Annotated in this window: 16 protein-coding genes; 4 read left to right on the top strand and 12 right to left on the bottom strand. The window is 41.9% G+C overall.

Annotated elements, in window-relative coordinates:
* Positions 1 to 54: 54 nt before the first annotated feature.
* A complete protein-coding gene (locus F8C76_RS02240) occupies positions 55 to 513 on the bottom strand; it encodes an SRPBCC family protein (RefSeq protein WP_152130281.1) in 459 nt (152 codons plus the stop codon).
* 176 nt (positions 514 to 689) lie between these two features.
* Here F8C76_RS02240 and F8C76_RS02245 point away from each other — a divergent pair, with 176 nt between their 5' ends.
* Positions 690 to 1,676 (top strand): GlxA family transcriptional regulator, encoded by a 987-nt coding sequence (locus tag F8C76_RS02245; protein ID WP_152130282.1) that lies wholly within the window; start codon positions 690 to 692, stop codon positions 1,674 to 1,676.
* Between the two features lie 313 nt (positions 1,677 to 1,989).
* Here the strand turns inward: F8C76_RS02245 and F8C76_RS02250 are convergent, their stop codons facing one another.
* Positions 1,990 to 4,404 carry a TonB-dependent receptor gene (locus F8C76_RS02250; RefSeq protein ID WP_152130283.1) on the bottom strand — a complete coding sequence of 805 codons (2,415 nt, stop codon included), beginning with the start codon at positions 4,402 to 4,404 and terminating at the stop codon, positions 1,990 to 1,992.
* 217 nt (positions 4,405 to 4,621) lie between these two features.
* On the opposite strand from F8C76_RS02250, the gene F8C76_RS02255 reads away from it, so the two are divergent.
* Together F8C76_RS02255 and F8C76_RS02260 are read left to right on the top strand one after the other, a co-directional pair.
* A complete protein-coding gene (locus tag F8C76_RS02255; protein ID WP_152130284.1) occupies positions 4,622 to 5,662 on the top strand; it encodes a sensor histidine kinase in 1,041 nt (346 codons plus the stop codon).
* Positions 5,659 to 6,378 (top strand): LytR/AlgR family response regulator transcription factor, encoded by a 720-nt coding sequence (locus F8C76_RS02260; RefSeq protein ID WP_152130285.1) that lies wholly within the window; start codon positions 5,659 to 5,661, stop codon positions 6,376 to 6,378. Before F8C76_RS02255 ends, F8C76_RS02260 begins: the two co-directional genes overlap by 4 nt.
* Before the next feature lie 170 nt (positions 6,379 to 6,548).
* On the opposite strand, the gene F8C76_RS02265 is transcribed toward F8C76_RS02260, so the two are convergent.
* The 9 genes from F8C76_RS02265 to F8C76_RS02305 all read right to left on the bottom strand — a co-directional run bounded on the left by F8C76_RS02265 (position 6,549) and on the right by F8C76_RS02305 (position 14,674).
* A complete protein-coding gene (locus F8C76_RS02265) occupies positions 6,549 to 7,454 on the bottom strand; it encodes an alpha/beta fold hydrolase (protein WP_152130286.1) in 906 nt (301 codons plus the stop codon).
* 80 nt (positions 7,455 to 7,534) lie between these two features.
* Positions 7,535 to 8,581, bottom strand: a complete 1,047-nt coding sequence (locus tag F8C76_RS02270) for an alpha/beta hydrolase family protein (protein WP_152130287.1) — start codon at positions 8,579 to 8,581, stop codon at positions 7,535 to 7,537.
* Positions 8,582 to 8,839: 258 nt separating this feature from the next.
* A complete protein-coding gene (locus F8C76_RS02275; RefSeq protein ID WP_170283951.1) occupies positions 8,840 to 9,559 on the bottom strand; it encodes a TolB family protein in 720 nt (239 codons plus the stop codon).
* A 282-nt stretch (positions 9,560 to 9,841) separates the two neighbouring features.
* A complete protein-coding gene (locus tag F8C76_RS02280; RefSeq protein ID WP_152130289.1) occupies positions 9,842 to 10,225 on the bottom strand; it encodes a VOC family protein in 384 nt (127 codons plus the stop codon).
* Between the two features lie 161 nt (positions 10,226 to 10,386).
* Positions 10,387 to 11,265, bottom strand: coding sequence for a right-handed parallel beta-helix repeat-containing protein (locus F8C76_RS02285; protein WP_170283952.1), 879 nt, complete (start codon positions 11,263 to 11,265; stop codon positions 10,387 to 10,389).
* A 125-nt stretch (positions 11,266 to 11,390) separates the two neighbouring features.
* Positions 11,391 to 12,203, bottom strand: coding sequence for an AraC family transcriptional regulator (locus tag F8C76_RS02290; RefSeq protein ID WP_152130291.1), 813 nt, complete (start codon positions 12,201 to 12,203; stop codon positions 11,391 to 11,393).
* A 314-nt stretch (positions 12,204 to 12,517) separates the two neighbouring features.
* Entirely contained in the window at positions 12,518 to 13,264 is a 747-nt protein-coding gene (locus F8C76_RS02295) for an alpha/beta hydrolase (protein WP_152130292.1), read from the bottom strand.
* 23 nt (positions 13,265 to 13,287) lie between these two features.
* Complete coding sequence (locus tag F8C76_RS02300) at positions 13,288 to 14,190, bottom strand: alpha/beta fold hydrolase (protein WP_152130293.1); 903 nt, start codon at positions 14,188 to 14,190, stop codon at positions 13,288 to 13,290.
* A 112-nt stretch (positions 14,191 to 14,302) separates the two neighbouring features.
* A complete protein-coding gene (locus tag F8C76_RS02305; protein ID WP_152130294.1) occupies positions 14,303 to 14,674 on the bottom strand; it encodes a hypothetical protein in 372 nt (123 codons plus the stop codon).
* Positions 14,675 to 14,783: 109 nt separating this feature from the next.
* On the opposite strand from F8C76_RS02305, the gene F8C76_RS02310 reads away from it, so the two are divergent.
* Positions 14,784 to 15,767 carry an AraC family transcriptional regulator gene (locus F8C76_RS02310; RefSeq protein WP_152130295.1) on the top strand — a complete coding sequence of 328 codons (984 nt, stop codon included), beginning with the start codon at positions 14,784 to 14,786 and terminating at the stop codon, positions 15,765 to 15,767.
* Position 15,768: 1 nt separating this feature from the next.
* On the opposite strand, the gene F8C76_RS02315 is transcribed toward F8C76_RS02310, so the two are convergent.
* Entirely contained in the window at positions 15,769 to 16,605 is an 837-nt protein-coding gene (locus F8C76_RS02315) for an amidohydrolase family protein (protein WP_152130296.1), read from the bottom strand.
* Positions 16,606 to 16,647 lie beyond the last annotated feature (42 nt).

A 16,647-nucleotide genomic window follows, 5' to 3' on the forward strand; every position in this document is an offset into this window, starting at 1 on the left:
AAACCTAATCCTCTTACCATGGTCCAATATCCCGATAATTGCCAGGCTATGGTGTCAATTCCAATTGTCTATCTTGACGTCATTGGGAGAAGGCCTACCGTTGCCTGTTTCGACCAGTTCTTTGAGACTCAATAGGAATATGGCCCACTTCATACTGCAGTGCGCTGTGAATTCCACTGCCTCTTTCCAGTTCCTATGGCCAAAGAGCACGATGGTATGGTCCCCTTCAGTATGCAGGTCGAATGTCACATCCGTGCCGAGCCATTCCTCAGGTCCCCCGGTAAAGTGCCAATGTACCTTTTTATCCGACTCTAGGGATTTCACGAGCATGTCCATACTGCCAATTTCCACCCCTTCCCTTGAATTGAATTGAACACGTATCGATTTTCCCTCTGCCGATGTACCCGTGGTGGTCTGGGTCCACCAACCTTGGATGCCTTCGACGGATGCCAATGCTTTGTATACTTCTGAAATTGGGGCCGTAATGCCCACCCTATGTATGATATCTACCATTTGTAATTGTTTTGGTCGAACGGCTGTTTGGGGTTACATGAATTCGACATTGGTTTTTATAAATCCTCTTTGAATCCAAAAGTACTATTTGAAAGTACTGCTACAGGGTTGTAAAATAGACTTTGTAACGGGTTGATTTGGACGTGTGATTCTATTAAATTTACAAAAATGTTATCATGAAACAGTTAGTCATTTTGGTGCCGGAAGGGGAAAACAATCTAAGCAGCATTGTGGGGCCCTATAAGATTTTTTCCAGGGCGAATGCCCATTGGATGGAGCGTGGTAAAAGGAAAGTATTCGATATCGACTTGGTGGGGACCTCCAAAGAAGTGAATTTTTATGATGGTTTGTTCTGTGTTAGGCCCAAGGCCGATATGGCAACGATGGAAAGGGCGGACCTGATCATCGTTCCATCGCTCAACCACAATTATGAAGCGACCATCCGGGACAACCAAAGCCTTATCGATTGGCTTAGGGACCAGTATATGAAGGGTTCGGAATTGGCGAGTATCTGTACAGGGGCATTTCTTCTGGCGGCGGCTGGTCTGTTGCATGAAAGAAATTGCTCCACGCATTGGGCGGCCTCGGCTGATTTAAAGCGAAGATTCCCCACGATACATGTACGGACCGAAAAGCTGATTACGGATGAAAACGGAATCTATACCAATGGAGGGGGCTATTCGTTTTTGAATCTTATGCTCTATTTGGTGGAGAAGTATTATGACAGGGAGACGGCGATTTTCTGCTCCAAAGTGTTCCAGATTGAAATGGATCGGAAGAGCCAATCCTCGTTCATCATATTCAAAAGCCAAAAAATGCATGGTGACGAATTGATCAAGGAGGCCCAATCTTACATTGAAGACAATGTACGTGAAAAAATTTCCATTACTGACCTGTCATCAAAATTCCCAGTTACCCGTAGACAGTTCGACCGGAGATTTGTCAAAGCTACAGGGAATACCCCTTTGGATTACATCCAAAGGGTAAAAATGGAGGTGGTCAAAAAGGAACTCGAGACGACCGGTAAAACCATCAGTGAAGTCATGTATGAAGTCGGATACACTGATGAAAAAGCTTTTCGTGAGGTGTTTAGAAGGGTAACTGGATTGACACCCTTGGATTACAAGAAGCGCTACAACTATGAAAGAGCAAGCTTGAATTGATGTAATCCAGTACATGGAATCTTTCATGGTACAACAGGAGAACGGAATATTACCAAAGAGACAACTTGGCGTAACCATTCCCTGTCACATTTTTTAACCCTTAAATTTCCCTTTGTCCATTCCTGCTTTTGCTTCTTGACAAAAAAACAGGTTAGTATAGCTGTTATGGCCGAGGTTCCGCATAAAGGAATGAAGGACCTGTGAAATATAATGAAACACGGTGTGGAGTGGAACCACATCAAAGAGGGATGACAAAAGAAAGGAGGTAGCCACGGATGATCATAAAAAGGGATGCACGCCAACACGGAAAATCTTAGTTCAGTCTTCTTTGTTCCTCATCAGAACCGGATTTCCCTCGCTGCCTGTCCCGACTTGCATTGTCTCCAAAAGGAACCATTACGCTTAATCTGAAAACCGGTCCCTCATTGTCAAACAACCAATCGTAAAAAACGTCATAGTCGGAGGTGTCACTTATAATGTTCCACTCACTACTGGTGTTCAGGACATCGCTGATGTTGAGGGACAATGTGGTTCCTGAAGGAAAGCGTTTACGAAGTCCCATATCCAAGGCAACCCTTGGTTCCGTTCGTATAACACCTTCAAATTGGGTCGAGTTGTATTCCCCTGAGACCTCTAGGTCAAGGTCCTGTCCCAGCTTAAAACTCTGCACGGTGCTCAAAGTATAGCTTGTATTCCGGGCCGTGACCTCGACCCCGTTTATACGTGGTGTCTGGACCAGATAGTTGGCCAAGAGGTTGTACCTGCTTGTCCACCATGAGTTGAAGCGCCATGGGACGTTTGCGGTGAGTGAGGCAATCTGGTTCCTGTTTCCCTGTTGGGCCCTGAACACCACGACCTGTGGGTCGCCCTCCAAGGCCGGGTACCAATTGAAAATGGGATTCCGGGCATGGGTAAACTGTAGGCCAAGGTTCAATCTTTTGTACCGATAGTCTATTTTAAATTGATTGGCGATGGAAGGTATCAGGTTAGGGTTTCCCGTGAACAGCGTATTTTGGTTGAAGAAGTAAAAATAGGGGGCAAGGTTCAAAAAGCTGGGCCGCTCGATGCGCTGTACATAGGAAAGGTTCCATTCACTGTCCTCACTTTTTTCATAGCTGAGATAGATGCTGGGGAACAGATTGTTTTGGACCTGGTCCACAATCTGCCCTTGGCCAATAGAACCCAGATCCAGCCGATAGTACTCGTAACGTAGCCCGGTTTTTAGCAATAGACTTGGGTTCAGCCTCCAATCTGAGGAGATATAGGCGGCATGGATTTCCTCTTGCATGTCAAAAATGTCCGTGAAACGGTCATCTTCTTCAAAACCACTGCCGGTCTCACGGGATACCACAACGTCGTTCCTGAACTTGGACAGAGTGGTCTTTAGCCCGGTTTCCAGATCAATTTTATCAGAGAGACTGGTGTTGAAATCCGCCTTGAGGACATTGATGTCCAATGGGGTGTTCGTGTCGGATATAAAGTCATTGGATTCTCCATTACCGTCATCAAATAAGCGAAATACAATATAGTCCGTTGGGTTTTCCCGTTTAAACCCAATATTGTCATAATCGAGGCGCAGGCTGGAATTTTGGGAAAAATCATGTCTGAAGTTCACGTTCAGCAATGTTCTGAACAGATAGTTCTTCTCAAAACTTTCCACAAGCTCGACAAAGTTTCCAGTGCCCGTGCTCTGTACATCGGTTTCCGAAACCGCATCCATTTTCCAATCCCTTATGTTTATGGAAGACATCAAGCCAATTGTGGTGTTCTTGTCAATTTCATAGTCAAGGCCCAGATCCATGGCATACAGCCCCGTGTTGGAATGCCGCTCGATAAAAAGATCGGATAGCACTCTTTCGTCGGTCGTACTGTAATCGGTAAGTAGGGCTACGTCTTCATAATTGTGGTTGAAGTTGGCGGATGCATTGGTAAAGAAGTATATCCGATCCCTTTGATAACTTAGGTTTATGGAAGCGCCGTATTTGCCCCGTTGTCCATAGGCTCCATTGGCCGTGAAACTCCCGGTCCATCCCTCGCCAGTTTTTCGCAATGTGTTGATGTTGATGATTCCTCCGATTCCCTGGGCATCATAGCTTGCCGGTGGCGAAGTGATCAGCTCAATGGTATCAATATTGTCAGCGGGCATAGTGGCCAGAAAATTGATGAGTTCCTGCATTTCCATCCGCATCTGCTTGTTGTCCAGCATGACCAATACCCCCTGTTTCCCCATGAGGCTGATCTGGTTCGTGGATCGGTTTACCATGACGGAAGGGGATTTTGCCAGCACATTGAGTGCTGTATTGCCTACACTGGAAACAGCACTCTGCACATTCACGACCGTCCTGTCTATTTTCTGCTGAATCAGTGGTTTGTTCCCACTTACCACGACTTCGGACAGTGCCTGTGCGGCCACGGGTAATCGTATTGTTCCCAGATCTATGCCATTACCCTGGGGCAGGTAAGACGAAAAATGGTCCTGGAAGCCCAGAAGAGTGACTTTTACCATGACCTGTCCTGCGGAGTTGTTCACAAGATCAAATCGGCCCTCTTCCGAGCTTATGGTGCCTGTGATCATAGTACTATCGCGGGAGCGCAACAACAGTACATTGGCATAGGGGATGGGGTTGTTGTCCTCATCGGCCACAATGCCGACAATGTTCTGTTGACCATACAGACCACAGGAAAATAAAATAAAGGGAATACTGAAAAAGCAAAGTCGATGTCTCATTTTTAAACGATTTTCGACTAAATTATGGACCGCCCGGCCCGGGAAAAGCAAAAAGGGACAACCGACCAAAAACAATATGAAAATTCAAGTTTTGGTCACCTTGGTGCCGTTTGCGTACCTAAACCGGTGATTTAAATCAGGAAAACCGTAGTTCGTACTTTGTGGTATTTAGACCCAATAAAATTGTTGTTTATTGTAAGCGAAAATCAAGGATGTAATGTTTTCTTTGGAGAAGGAATATAAGGGTTGGTCGTTCAATAGAGTATTCAGGCACGTACTCTATTGGGGATTTTGGCTCACATTTTACTGTGTTCTGAACGCATCTTATCAAGGTACTGGATATGAGGAGTGGTTCTGGCTTGAACTCATGCTAATGACTGTGAAATTGCCCTATGCCTATTTTGTGGCCTATTTTCTTTTTCCAAAATTCTTGCCCAAGAAACAATATGTGGTCCTTTTTATATTGATGTTGATCTTCGCCTTCTTGGGTGTAGGGGTGATGACCTTTCTCTTACAGACATTCCCGGAAGTGGCAAATGACCAACCTTCCGAGTTTTGGTCCGTAAAAACACTGTTTCGGGCCGTGGACCTAGTATACATCGCTTCCTTGGTAGTGGTGATCAAGATGATCCAGCGACACTTTAGACAGGAACGTCAGAACGCTCTTTTAAAAGAGGAGAAGATAAGCTCTGAATTACAGATCCTGAAAAACCAGTTACAACCCCATTTTTTGCTCAATACACTTAACAATATCTATGGACTTGTGCTTGATGGGGACAAAAAGGCGGCGGGTACTTTGATTCAGTTATCGAATATCATCAGTTATATGCTGTATGAGTGCAACGTGAAATTTACGGATCTTCAGAAAGAATTGGATCTTGTAAAAAACTATCTGGAACTGGAAAAAATCAGATATGGGGGGCGGCTGGATCTGTCCTTTGAAGTGGAGGGACATGTTGCCGGGCAGAAGATTGCCCCGTTATTGCTCATCCCATTTGTGGAAAACTCGTTCAAACATGGGGTTTCACAAAGTCAGGGGAAATCCTGGATTCGTATATTGATCCAAGTCCATGGAAACCAACTGTCCTTTTTAATTGAAAACAGCGTAGCTGCCCCAACCGCAAGTACCCCTAAACTAAAAAGCGGGATAGGACTGGAGAATGTGGACAAGCGACTCGGGCTCATTTATCCCGGAGCGCATAAATTGGATATCAGGTCAGGAGAAACCTTTCAGGTCCATTTAAATATCAGTTTATGAAATGCATGATCGTAGAGGATGAAGAACCGGCCATAAAGGTTTTGGAAAACCATATCGGCCATTTCAACGACTTGGAAATAAGCAGTATCCACACCAATGCCATGGACGCATTGTCGGCCCTGCGACAGAATAAGGTGGATATATTGTTTTTGGATATTCAATTGCCAAAGATTTCGGGCATTGATTTTTTAAGAAGTCTGATGCACAAACCAGCGGTTATTTTGACCACGGCCCATAAGGAGTATGCCTTGGAGGGGTACGACTTGGAGGTTGTCGACTATTTGTTGAAACCGATTTCTTTTGAACGCTTTGCGAGGGCCCTGTCAAAAGTGTACCAAAGTTTTCAAAAGAACCTTGAGCTACCGCAAGGGGAACTGGAGAAGGTTTCGGCCTTTTCTGCGCCTTTTCTCTATATCAAGTGCGATCGGGAATATGTTAAGGTGCTTTTGGAGGAACTGCTGTATGTCGAAAGTATCAAGAACCATATAAAGATAGTGACTGACCATGGAACATTGCTCACCCTTATGAGTATGTCCCAAATAGAAGCGAAATTGCCTGCACAGCATTTTATAAGAGTACACCGTTCCTTTATGGTTTCTATCCATAAAGTCTCAAAGTTCAACCATGCCTATGTCCATATTGGAAAGAAGAGTATTCCCATTGGAAGACATTACAAACAGCTTTTTTTTGATAGAATCGATGAAAGAAGGTTATAATAACACGGCCTGCCATAGGAAGAAAAAGAGTTGTGGCCCTGAAGGTATTGACATCAGGGTTGGTTTGGGCAAGGCGTATTATGATGTTTTCATGGACCTTATCCCTTTTCCATGACCGGCCTATCGACTACCTGTCTATAATGATGGAGGTTGTTTTCAATATGTGTAGGTCATTCCAGCGTTTTCAATAAGATTTCGTAAAATCTATCGGGTCTTTCGTACATGGGGAAGTGTCCACTCTCCTCAATCCAATGTAAAATGATGGATGGGATATCCACCTTTAAATCATAAGAACAGAAACTGGCCAAATCCTGTCTTCCGGTAATGACATAAAACTCACCGCTATACTTTTTTAGTTTTTTGGAAATATTGTAAGAACGCGTAATTTCTTTGACCAAGATTTCTGTTGTCCTCAGGTTACGATCCGATGAAATTTTTTGGAATATGCTATCAGGCACAGGTTTTATATAAAAATAGGGTCTCCGTGATAATTTCCTTAGCTCTACTTGTTGTATGGAATCCAGGTTATCCCCAAGGGCAAGCCCGTTCAAATAATTTAACCGGTTCAATTCAACCGAACTAAAAGAATGGTTATAATTTGCGGTCAGAATTTCAAACCCATCCTTAACGTCCTTATGTGGACCTGGAGAGACCAATATTAATTTTTTAACTTGTTCGGGAAAATTGGCGGCTAAGCCCATTGCCAACATTCCTCCCCAAGAATGACCAATCACGGTTATCTTTTTTATTTTGAGTTCGTTCAACAAAAGGGATAGGTCGTTGGTGACCTTTTCGACGGTAATCGTTGTGGAGTCCAGTGGTGTTGGAATCGACTTGCCAGTACCTCTCTGCTCAGGCAGAATAACCCTGAAATCTTTTTGAAGCATGGTTGCCATAGCTTCCAATTGTCTGTATGAGTTCCCAGGTCCTCCTGTTAAAAGCAGTATGGGTTCCTTGGTTGCCAAACCATACTCATGGTAATAAAGTGAAATATCCTTAAGTTTTAGAGAGTCGGTTTTTTGCGCACTGGTATCCCATAAGGCCAACGTAAGGATGAAGATTGCCCATGTTTTCATTTTTGAATGTTTAGATGTCTTTATCAATACCTATGAGGCTTTGGTTAATATACCGGTCATGAGTGGTAATGGTTTGTATATCAAAATCCTAATCCTTTCAACCAATCCACCATTGACTTCAGATAACCGGGAGCAAAGATCTTTTTTGGATTGTCCTTGTATTTTTCCCTTCTTTCTACAGTTGCTGTCCTCCTCCCTGTATGATTAAAGGTAAGTGTATGGTCAGCATTTGGAATAATGACCATTTTAAATCGTTCGTTTTTAATTTGCTCCATTACTTTTTTATATTGATTGGCGCTCGAATGTGGAGGCACCAATAAATCATTTTCACCCCAAATGGCAAGAACAGGACATGAGAGGGCATCCAGATTTGGTATGTGGTCATTTTCTATGATCACTTTCAGATAGCGGTAAATTTCTTTGCCTCCCGAAATGGTATGGGAGAACCAATTGGATTGATTTAAACTTTCCTGAAGTGCATCAAAATCCGCGAAGGGTTTACCGGCCATAACCAGATCCTTGACTTGATGTGTATAGACCAATGCACTGTCTATGGCATATTTTGAAAATTCTTCTGCTTTTAATTCGGAACGAAGACGATATGCCTCTTGATCAAAGGCTGTGGTAACAGGACTGGAAACAGTTATGATGAATGCAGGTTCCATGGTCTCTGCCACTTTAGGGATTACCCAGCCCGCTTGACTTATTCCCCACATACCTAATTTGTTGGGATCTACCTTTGGATGTTGTTCCAATTTCTTGAATGCCGCGATTACTTCAGAGGCCCTATTGTCCATGGATTGATCAAACCAATTTCCCTGGGACATTCCAATGCCTGGCTTATCCCAGGAAAAGCAGGCAAATCCAGCTTTGGTAAATTCTTCCCAAAGCGGTCGGTAAAGGTTGGAAGAACTGTAATCCTCCGGTCCTGAACCGTGAACGAAGACCACTACGGGCAAATTGTCCTTTTTTTGATTGGGGAGTATCAATTTTCCATGGATCGTATCTTTGGTGTTGAGAAAAAAGATATCCTCTTCGGAATAATTCTTGTCTGTTGGCCTTTGCTCCTGTCCAATTGTAAAATTACCTACGGCAACTAACAATGCTGTTATGATAAAGTTTTTCATTCTGTAATATTAGTTCATTGAAACTGTTGGGCATAGAATAAAACAGACAAGGGTCAAACGTATTAAAAACCCTCTATTTAGTTGCAATTACAGTTTTTCACCCTTGACATCGACATTGGCCATTAAAATCCATTGGTGTTTCACTTTTGCTATTTTGTGGTATTTGCCCACTTACGAAAAGCATTTTATTGAACAACGCAAGTTCAACAGCTTGTGAATGGGAATTATCTGTAGGTTGGATATGATTTATCTTTGCCATCACCTATATTTCTTTAAAAAATCCGTACTCATCCATTTTACGTCCAACTCACTGCTGTAAAAGAAAAACTTACTGTCTGGAGTTATATAAGGGCAATAATCATAAGTGGCCGTATTAATGTCCTTTCCTAAATTTATTGGGGCTGTCCAGTGGCCGTCATTGTTTTTTGAAAAATACAAGTCCGCCTCCCCAAAGCCTCCTTTTCTGGTAGATGTAAAAATTATGTACGATTCGTCCGGAGCTATATAAGGGTCGTGTTCTTCAAATTCTGAATTTAGGGCATTTAGGAAAACTGGCTTTTCGTACGTGGCGCCTACTTTTTCGCTTTTATATAAATCCAGATTGCCGTTTATGTAAGAAGCAAAATAGATGTTTCCGTTTTTTGCAACCGATACATAATATTCTATACTGTCACTATTGATTTCCACAATAGGTCTGGCTGGGCGTAATCCAGATTTACCGTTTTCCATTTTGTATATGTCGTAGTCATCTATTGTATCGTTTGTTGTTCTTGGACGATTGGAAATAAAATATAACGAACCATCTTGATCAAAGAAAGGATCGGTATTGGAGTAAATCGTGTCAAATAATGATGAGATTTTTGGTTCGGACCAGGAGCCGCCATTCCATGAGGTTTCCATTATTAGGTATTTTTTCTTGACAGACCTTGAAAAATAAAACGTCTTACCATCAGGCGAAAAAAGGGCATTGAAATCCAACCCTTCTTTTGAGACAACATCTTTTAAATAGGTTTGGGGAAGCTCTTTTGGTAAGGGCTGGGGATAATGAATCCTTGATTTTGAGTTTTCCTTACAACTAGTAAAAAGAACTAATAATAAGACAGGCAACAAGGCTTGAGTGAAATTCATCTGTTTTGAAAAAGTGTTATATCCATTTGGTGATCAAACCGAACTTGTATATGAAATTATACCATAAAACCCCTTGGGGATAGGGCAGGGCAGGCTCAAATTCCATCTCTGAAGTACAGGGACAACTTTCATCTAATCTTCCTCGGGGGCCGTGTAAGTGACAAAATCAATACCTATTCCGTTAGGGTCGACAATCGCAAAATGTCTGTCGCCCCAAGGTTCGTCGCGTATCTCTATTTCCATTGCAACCCCTTTTTGTTTTAGCTCATTATACAGTTTGTCCACCTCATCCACCTCGATGGTCAGGTACATTCCCTGTCCTTTGAAAGGTTTTTGAAATATCGATCTTTGGGATGGGTGGTTGGGGAGCAAGAAGCTGAGTTGGGTTTCCTTATTGGGAGTATGCAACAAAATATAGAATTCGTTTTCAAAGGTTATCCCAAAGTCCAGTTTCTCCGTATAGAACTTCTTGGTTTCGGCCAATTTTTCGGTAATGATTCCTGCATTCAATTTCATGGTGTTTGTTTTTGAGTTAAGAGTTTGTGCCTTGGTATTGACTGAGAACAGTAGTATGGTTGCTAAAATTACTTTTTTCATGACCTCATATGTTTTTGGGACAAAGCTATCAAAGCGGCTTGATCGGGAATTGAATAAATCGGACAATCCGATCGATACCTTTAATTGAGGGTTATCGGTTCTTCATTATCATCGAAAACATTGTTTTCCCACTTGGTAATGTCCCCGGGCATTGCATCATTGCCATAAACTCCATATTGATAGACTCGTCCAAACCTATTATTGGTTATTTTAATGTCATTACCCCTTGTTAGTAGTAGTATTCTTCCTCCACCATTCATATAATTATGGTTTATCATGACATTTTCATTCCCACCGTTGACATCTTGTATAAAAACAGCTGCGGTATAGGCGTCAAGTCCACATACTTGTTTCCATGGCCCCATATCAACGGTGTTGTTCGCTATGGTTATTTGTTTGACCCCTCTTACCTGGATACCATCGGAGTGGGCTTCGCAGGGAGGATCTGGAGTATGGATGAAATTGTTCTCAATCTTTATATTGGATGCTTGTCCCGAATCCGATGCCACATAGACTCCTTGGGTGAAATGTGAGATGTTGTTGAATAAAATGGAAACATCTTTTGCCCCGGAGCATGAGATTCCTCCGGTAACTTCACAATGCTCGATTTTTACATTTGTTCCGTTTACCTGCAATCCATTGGGGATTTTACAATTTTTTAGTATCAGGTTGTTGCCATAAAACACATAATAGTTGCCGTTTCCAGGATCTTTAAAGGAAAGGTTTTCAAAAATTTGATCGGAATCGGTGATGGCTGCAATATTGCCTGTTACAGGAATGTTTTCCGCAAAGGTATTGAGCGTTATTCCTTTTTGTATACCTGTATTGTCCGCATTGGGACGGGCGTTCAGGCCTATGTCATGCGGAAGCTCCTTTTTATCACAACCCATGATGGAAATCAATAGCAATACATGTAGGTGTTTTAAAGTAACGGGCTTCCCTAAAATTGGTTTTTTCATAGTCATTTTTTAAAGTTTGTTGCCCAATGGAATGGTACGACACTAAGGATTTTTGTGTCCATAGGTATTGGGTCTAGGGTGTGATTGTATTATGATGTAAGCAATAGTGGTATGGTTAATGGATTCTATTTAAAGGCCTTATTGGGGGTAACACCATAGAAATTTTTAAAATCCCGGATAAAATGAGCCTGATCCGAATAGCCCATATCATAGAATATTTTATTGCGTCTAAGACTTTGTGCCGATGGTTTGGCGCAAAGAATGTTTTGAAATTGGATGACCTTGCTAAAGGTTTTTGGAGAGGTACCGATGTAGTAATCGAAGATTCGTCGCAATTGCCTAGGGCTTATTCCGGTATCCAACTCTTTTTCGGTCTTCAAAACTCCTTGTTTTTCAAGAATTAGGGATAGACTCCTATAGAGCCTGTCATCCAAGTGGAATTTCGTATCTGAAGTTACCTTGATCAGATACATATTAAGCAAAACAGCAATCTGGGATAGGGACATATCAGCATGGATTCTGTTTTTTATATAGTTTGCAAGTGCCGGCACAACCAGATTAAGCTCAAAAACATCGTTGCTGAGTTCTTTGGCATTGATATGGAATAGTTGGGGAAACATGGTCGGGTAAAACCGAATACCGATATAATTGAAACTATTTTCCAACGGAAACTCGGTATACTTTTTACAGAACCCCATTACAAAGCTCTCGCTGGCTTTGGATACTTCAAAGAATATGTCTATACAACCATCAGCGACAACTCTGTAGATAAACTGCTCCTCTAGGGATCGGTTGGTCTTTAGTTGCCAATAACAATACGCGACATTTCTTAAGGTAGGTTCGGGCTTTACCTCTTGATAGCATACGCTATTGTTTGACGGCTTGATCGTTGGCTGAATAGGCTTATAGCGTGTATTCAAGGAATTTAGTTTTTTCATGAAAATTTGATTTTTTCCAATTTTAAATCACGAACATCCATATATCCGGTACACTTCTTTTTTATTTGTGATACGTTCAATGTTCCCCATTTTATCGGCAAAGCTTCTGCTTTGTCTCTTTATCTTGGTGTAAGGCACGATTTTCAATACTGTTATTGTTTTTAATCTTTTTAATGGCCCAAATGTATTCAAGAGGATCCATTGTACCTCGTTGGCCATTAGGGATGGACTTTTCTTCTACTTCTTCTCTATGGATCATTCATGCATTGCCCACTGGGTTTGCCACTTCCTTGGAGGATATATGATCTTGTATACTAGGGTTTAAATGGAGCCAAAAAATCGATCAAGGCCGTCCAATATTCCACATGGTTATCGTTGTAATCCCATAGTGCGATAGAGCCATGCGCACCTTCTCCGTCAGGAATGAACTGTACTTTTATATCTGATGAAAGATGATCGATCAAATCGGTCACATCAGGTGCCTCTTTTTTGGAGGATGCAACAAAGAGAGGCTTTGAAAACCCTGAGACTTCCGATTTTAGATTCAATTTATTCCCAAAATATTCCCCAGGACTAAATGCCATTACAGCTTTCACCTTGGGATTGGAAGCTCCGATTTTCAATGCCAGGGATGCACTAAAGGAACTGCCCAATAATAGAATGGGATCATTGTTGTTCAATTCGTATACATAATCGATTGAAGCCACGATATCCTGTTCCGAGCTTAGAAAATCAGTTGGTAGGCCCAGTTTTTTGGCTTCTTGGGCCGTTTCGTTGACCACACCGAGAGCTTCGTTTCCTGTTCTGGTGTCCACAGCCAAACAGTTAAAACCCACAGCATTGAATTTGGCAGCTGTGTTTTTATACTCTCCTCGACTATGTTGGGATAAATGTGCAAGTACTATGTACGGTGCGTTTTCTTCAATTATGTAAAGGTCTGCTGTCACGTTTAGTCCATCCTTGGAATGGAACGTAACAGTCTTTTGGGCCAATATCCAACTGGTGAAGAAGAAGCAATATAGGGTTGAAATGAAAAGAGATCGATGCCTTATGATTCCCATTTTAAATCAGTTTTGGGTATTGTTTAATTTTCGGTTTCCTTTAGAAAGGATTCAATATCCTTTATCATTTGCTCCTTATGCGTTAAAATGATACCATGTGGCGCTCCTTCATATACCTTTAGTTTGGCGTGTGGTATGAGTTTTTTGATTCGCCCTGCAGTAAATGATATTGGTGCCGATACATCCGCGTCACCGTGGATGATCAAAGTTGGTACGGAAATCTGTTTTAGTTCTGTTCTGAAATCGGTCTGTATATTACTTTTATTACATTCAATCAAGGCCTGCAATGAGGTTTGTCCAAACAATGAGAGGCCCCATTCCACCATATCTTGGGAAACCGTGGGGTTTTCACCGAAAAAACTAGTGACACCAGCACGAACAGTGGCATGGATATCTGCTTGTAAATACGTTGTGAATCGGGTAATGGCTTCTTTGTCCAATCCAAATGGATTGTCATCGGTCTTGAGCATGAACGGAAGGTTTGGGGAGGTCAATATAATTTGTGCTATTTTTCCCGAGCCGTATTTGCTAAGATACCGTATGATTTCCCCGCCGGCCATGGAATGGCTTATTAGGGTTACATTCTCTAAACGTAAGTCCTCAATAATTGAGTTTAAATCAGAAGAAAGAGTATCATAATCATAACCGTTCCACGGTTGACTTGACCGTCCATGACCACGCCTGTCGTAGGCGATACATCTAAACCCTGAACTCGCCAATTGGTTCATTTGATACTGCCAGATATCGGAGTTTACGCCCCAACTGTGCAAGAACACCAAAGGTTTTCCCTTGCCCCAGTCCTTGTAGTACAAGCTCACATCGTCAGAGGTGTATATGCTATTTTTCTGGGCCAATGTGTTTTGAGAGCATAACAGCACTAGAAAAAAGCTGATGGCTATTGCTCCGTAGGGTTTTATAGGCTTCATTTTAACAATGGTTTTAATGCTTTAACAAGCTGAATGTTATGATTTTATATTCAAACAGGATAGAATAAAACAGACACCGATCAGGTAATCTGTTTTATTCGGTCCATAGTCTTCACATTCTGATCAATCTAGCATTCTGTATATAGGCCATTAGCCCCACCCAAACGGCAATTGCCATAATAATCACTACCCCGGTGGAAGAAATTGAATTGTACAATATAGGTACGGCCACCACACTTGTAAGGACCCACAGTCTGTCCATCCAAATGATCGAAACAATTTTTTTTACATTAAGGGGATTTTGATAGGCTTGATAAACAACGAACATTGAGAAAATAAGTAGGAACAATCCCGTAATTATAAAGGGCAGCTGTGTTGTGGTTGCAAAGAGGTTCGCGGAGAATTTTGAAAAGATCACCAATACCAAGCCAGTTGTTCCTGAGCTGATGGCATTGATTTTTAAAATGTTTGTTAATGTAAGCATGGTGTATGTTTTTAAAGGATTTAGGCCAAAAGTAGCGGGGATATAGCCATTCTAATTATCTTTAAGCGCCAATCGATTGTCATTTGACGACAGTTTATTTTTAAATGATATGGACTTTCAAACGCAGTTTATTTCAGCTTTAAAGGCCTATTGTACTTTAAGGAACATAGCATTGGACGAGTCGTTTTTCGCAAGACCGATGGATGTTCACGATGAACCCACTATCGGGGAATTGGATGTGTTTTGGAAAGAGATCATGCATTGTTCCGGTGATGACCTGTTAGGACTTCATTTTGGGGAATCCATGCAATTGGCGGCCTTGGGAATAGTGGGGCAGATCATCACCACTAGCAAGACAGTTGGGGAAGCGCTGGGTAAAGGCGCATCCATGGTTCCCCTTATTGCCGAAGGCTTTGAAGTAAGTTCCGAAGTGATTGACGGAAAAGTCAAAATAGGGATACAGGCCAGTGAGGAAATCAGTTTACAATACCCTTACTATCATAAGGCCATGGGGGATTTTCTTGGTGCTTTGATAATACATGAGTTGGATGGCTTGATAGTTGACAAAATGACCCCGAGTCAAATCAGTGGATCCTTCACCAGTGACACTTTGAATGAATATTGCCGTGTGTTCAGGTGCCAGGATTATAGGCATTCCAAGAACATGGCCATATCCATTGATATGAACTTTTTGGAAATACCCATAATCACTTCTAATTACAAGATGCAGCAGTTCCTGCAAACTTTGTTATTGAAAAACCACGCTGTGGATTTGGAGAATGGGGAATCCTTGATAAGTAGGGTAGGGGCCTATATTATGGGCAATTCCTATTTACGGATATTGTCCATTGACGATGTGGCCGCCAATTTCAATTTAAGTTCCAGGTCTTTACAGAGAAAGCTAAAGGAGGAGGGTAGTTCATTCAAGGAAATTGTGGACCATGTCAGAAAAGAACTTGCCCTGGAATACCTAAAGGACCGAAACAACCAAGTAAAGGACGTGGCCTATTCACTAGGGTATAATGAATCGAGTGCATTTGTAAGGGCATTTAAAAGATGGACAGGCACCACACCTTCCATGTATTTAATGTGATTCAGTCAGGAAAGAGAAGCTTTTTGGCATTCCCAAAACGTATTTTTTGCTTCTCTTCCTGAGTTAAATCCAATTGCTCCACAGCATCGATGGCCTGCTTCAGATTGAATTGTGGAAAGTCGGAACCAAGTAAAATGTTGTCCATACCAACATTTCGCATGGTCCAAATGAATTCTTCTTCAAGCGGGGAATTCACAATAAGTGTTACGGTGGCGGAAATGTCGAAATAAATATTGTTGCCAAGGAGTCCCTCCGCAGTCCGTGCCAAGGCCAATGTGTTCCAAAATCGAAAATTCAAACCCCCCATATGGGTAAAGATGAAATTGGTCTTGGGGCATCTCAGGGCCAAATCGAACAGTTTTTGACAATCTCCGGGAACTATACTGGCATTGTCCATTAAAACCGTGACGCCCAGCTCACCAGCCTTTTTACATAATGAGTGGACGCGTTCATCGGTAACATCAAAATCCATACTGTTTTTATGGGGATGGAGTTTGATACTATTTACCCCCAATTTTACAATACGTTCCAGTTCGGCAATAGCCTCTGTACCATCCATCGGATGTACGGAACATATTGGCAAAAGCTGTGGATACTTTTTGGAAAGGGTAATCAGTTCATTGTTCTTTAGCCTTGTTTCTTCCATTTGTCCTTTTTTGGCCATATAAATACCTCCAAACTTTGTGACCGTGAGATCGGTAGTGTCCAGTTGGGTCAAGTATTCCCTAACCGATTTTTCTCCATCCCAGATATGGACATGGGTGTCAAACACTTTATCTTGAGTATGTCCTACATAGAAAGTCAACAATGGTAAGAAAACAAAAACTAAATTTTTCATAAGCAATAATGATACTCAATTAAGAATAAACCAGATTCGATG

The organism is Flagellimonas olearia (assembly GCF_009184425.1).
GTDB classification, from domain to species: domain Bacteria; phylum Bacteroidota; class Bacteroidia; order Flavobacteriales; family Flavobacteriaceae; genus Flagellimonas; species Flagellimonas olearia.

Excerpts from the sequence above, each read along its gene's own strand:
- F8C76_RS02240 (WP_152130281.1), bottom strand. The coding sequence starts at position 513 with ATGGTAGATATCATACATAGGGTGGGCATTACGGCCCCAATTTCAGAA.
- F8C76_RS02245 (WP_152130282.1), top strand. The coding sequence starts at position 690 with ATGAAACAGTTAGTCATTTTGGTGCCGGAAGGGGAAAACAATCTAAGC.
- F8C76_RS02250 (WP_152130283.1), bottom strand. The coding sequence starts at position 4,404 with ATGAGACATCGACTTTGCTTTTTCAGTATTCCCTTTATTTTATTTTCC.
- F8C76_RS02255 (WP_152130284.1), top strand. The coding sequence starts at position 4,622 with ATGTTTTCTTTGGAGAAGGAATATAAGGGTTGGTCGTTCAATAGAGTA.
- F8C76_RS02260 (WP_152130285.1), top strand. The coding sequence starts at position 5,659 with ATGAAATGCATGATCGTAGAGGATGAAGAACCGGCCATAAAGGTTTTG.
- F8C76_RS02265 (WP_152130286.1), bottom strand. The coding sequence starts at position 7,454 with ATGAAAACATGGGCAATCTTCATCCTTACGTTGGCCTTATGGGATACC.
- F8C76_RS02270 (WP_152130287.1), bottom strand. The coding sequence starts at position 8,581 with ATGAAAAACTTTATCATAACAGCATTGTTAGTTGCCGTAGGTAATTTT.
- F8C76_RS02280 (WP_152130289.1), bottom strand. The coding sequence starts at position 10,225 with ATGAAATTGAATGCAGGAATCATTACCGAAAAATTGGCCGAAACCAAG.
- F8C76_RS02285 (WP_170283952.1), bottom strand. The coding sequence starts at position 11,265 with ATGAAAAAACCAATTTTAGGGAAGCCCGTTACTTTAAAACACCTACAT.
- F8C76_RS02290 (WP_152130291.1), bottom strand. The coding sequence starts at position 12,203 with ATGAAAAAACTAAATTCCTTGAATACACGCTATAAGCCTATTCAGCCA.
- F8C76_RS02295 (WP_152130292.1), bottom strand. The coding sequence starts at position 13,264 with ATGGGAATCATAAGGCATCGATCTCTTTTCATTTCAACCCTATATTGC.
- F8C76_RS02300 (WP_152130293.1), bottom strand. The coding sequence starts at position 14,190 with ATGAAGCCTATAAAACCCTACGGAGCAATAGCCATCAGCTTTTTTCTA.
- F8C76_RS02305 (WP_152130294.1), bottom strand. The coding sequence starts at position 14,674 with ATGCTTACATTAACAAACATTTTAAAAATCAATGCCATCAGCTCAGGA.
- F8C76_RS02310 (WP_152130295.1), top strand. The coding sequence starts at position 14,784 with ATGGACTTTCAAACGCAGTTTATTTCAGCTTTAAAGGCCTATTGTACT.
- F8C76_RS02315 (WP_152130296.1), bottom strand. The coding sequence starts at position 16,605 with ATGAAAAATTTAGTTTTTGTTTTCTTACCATTGTTGACTTTCTATGTA.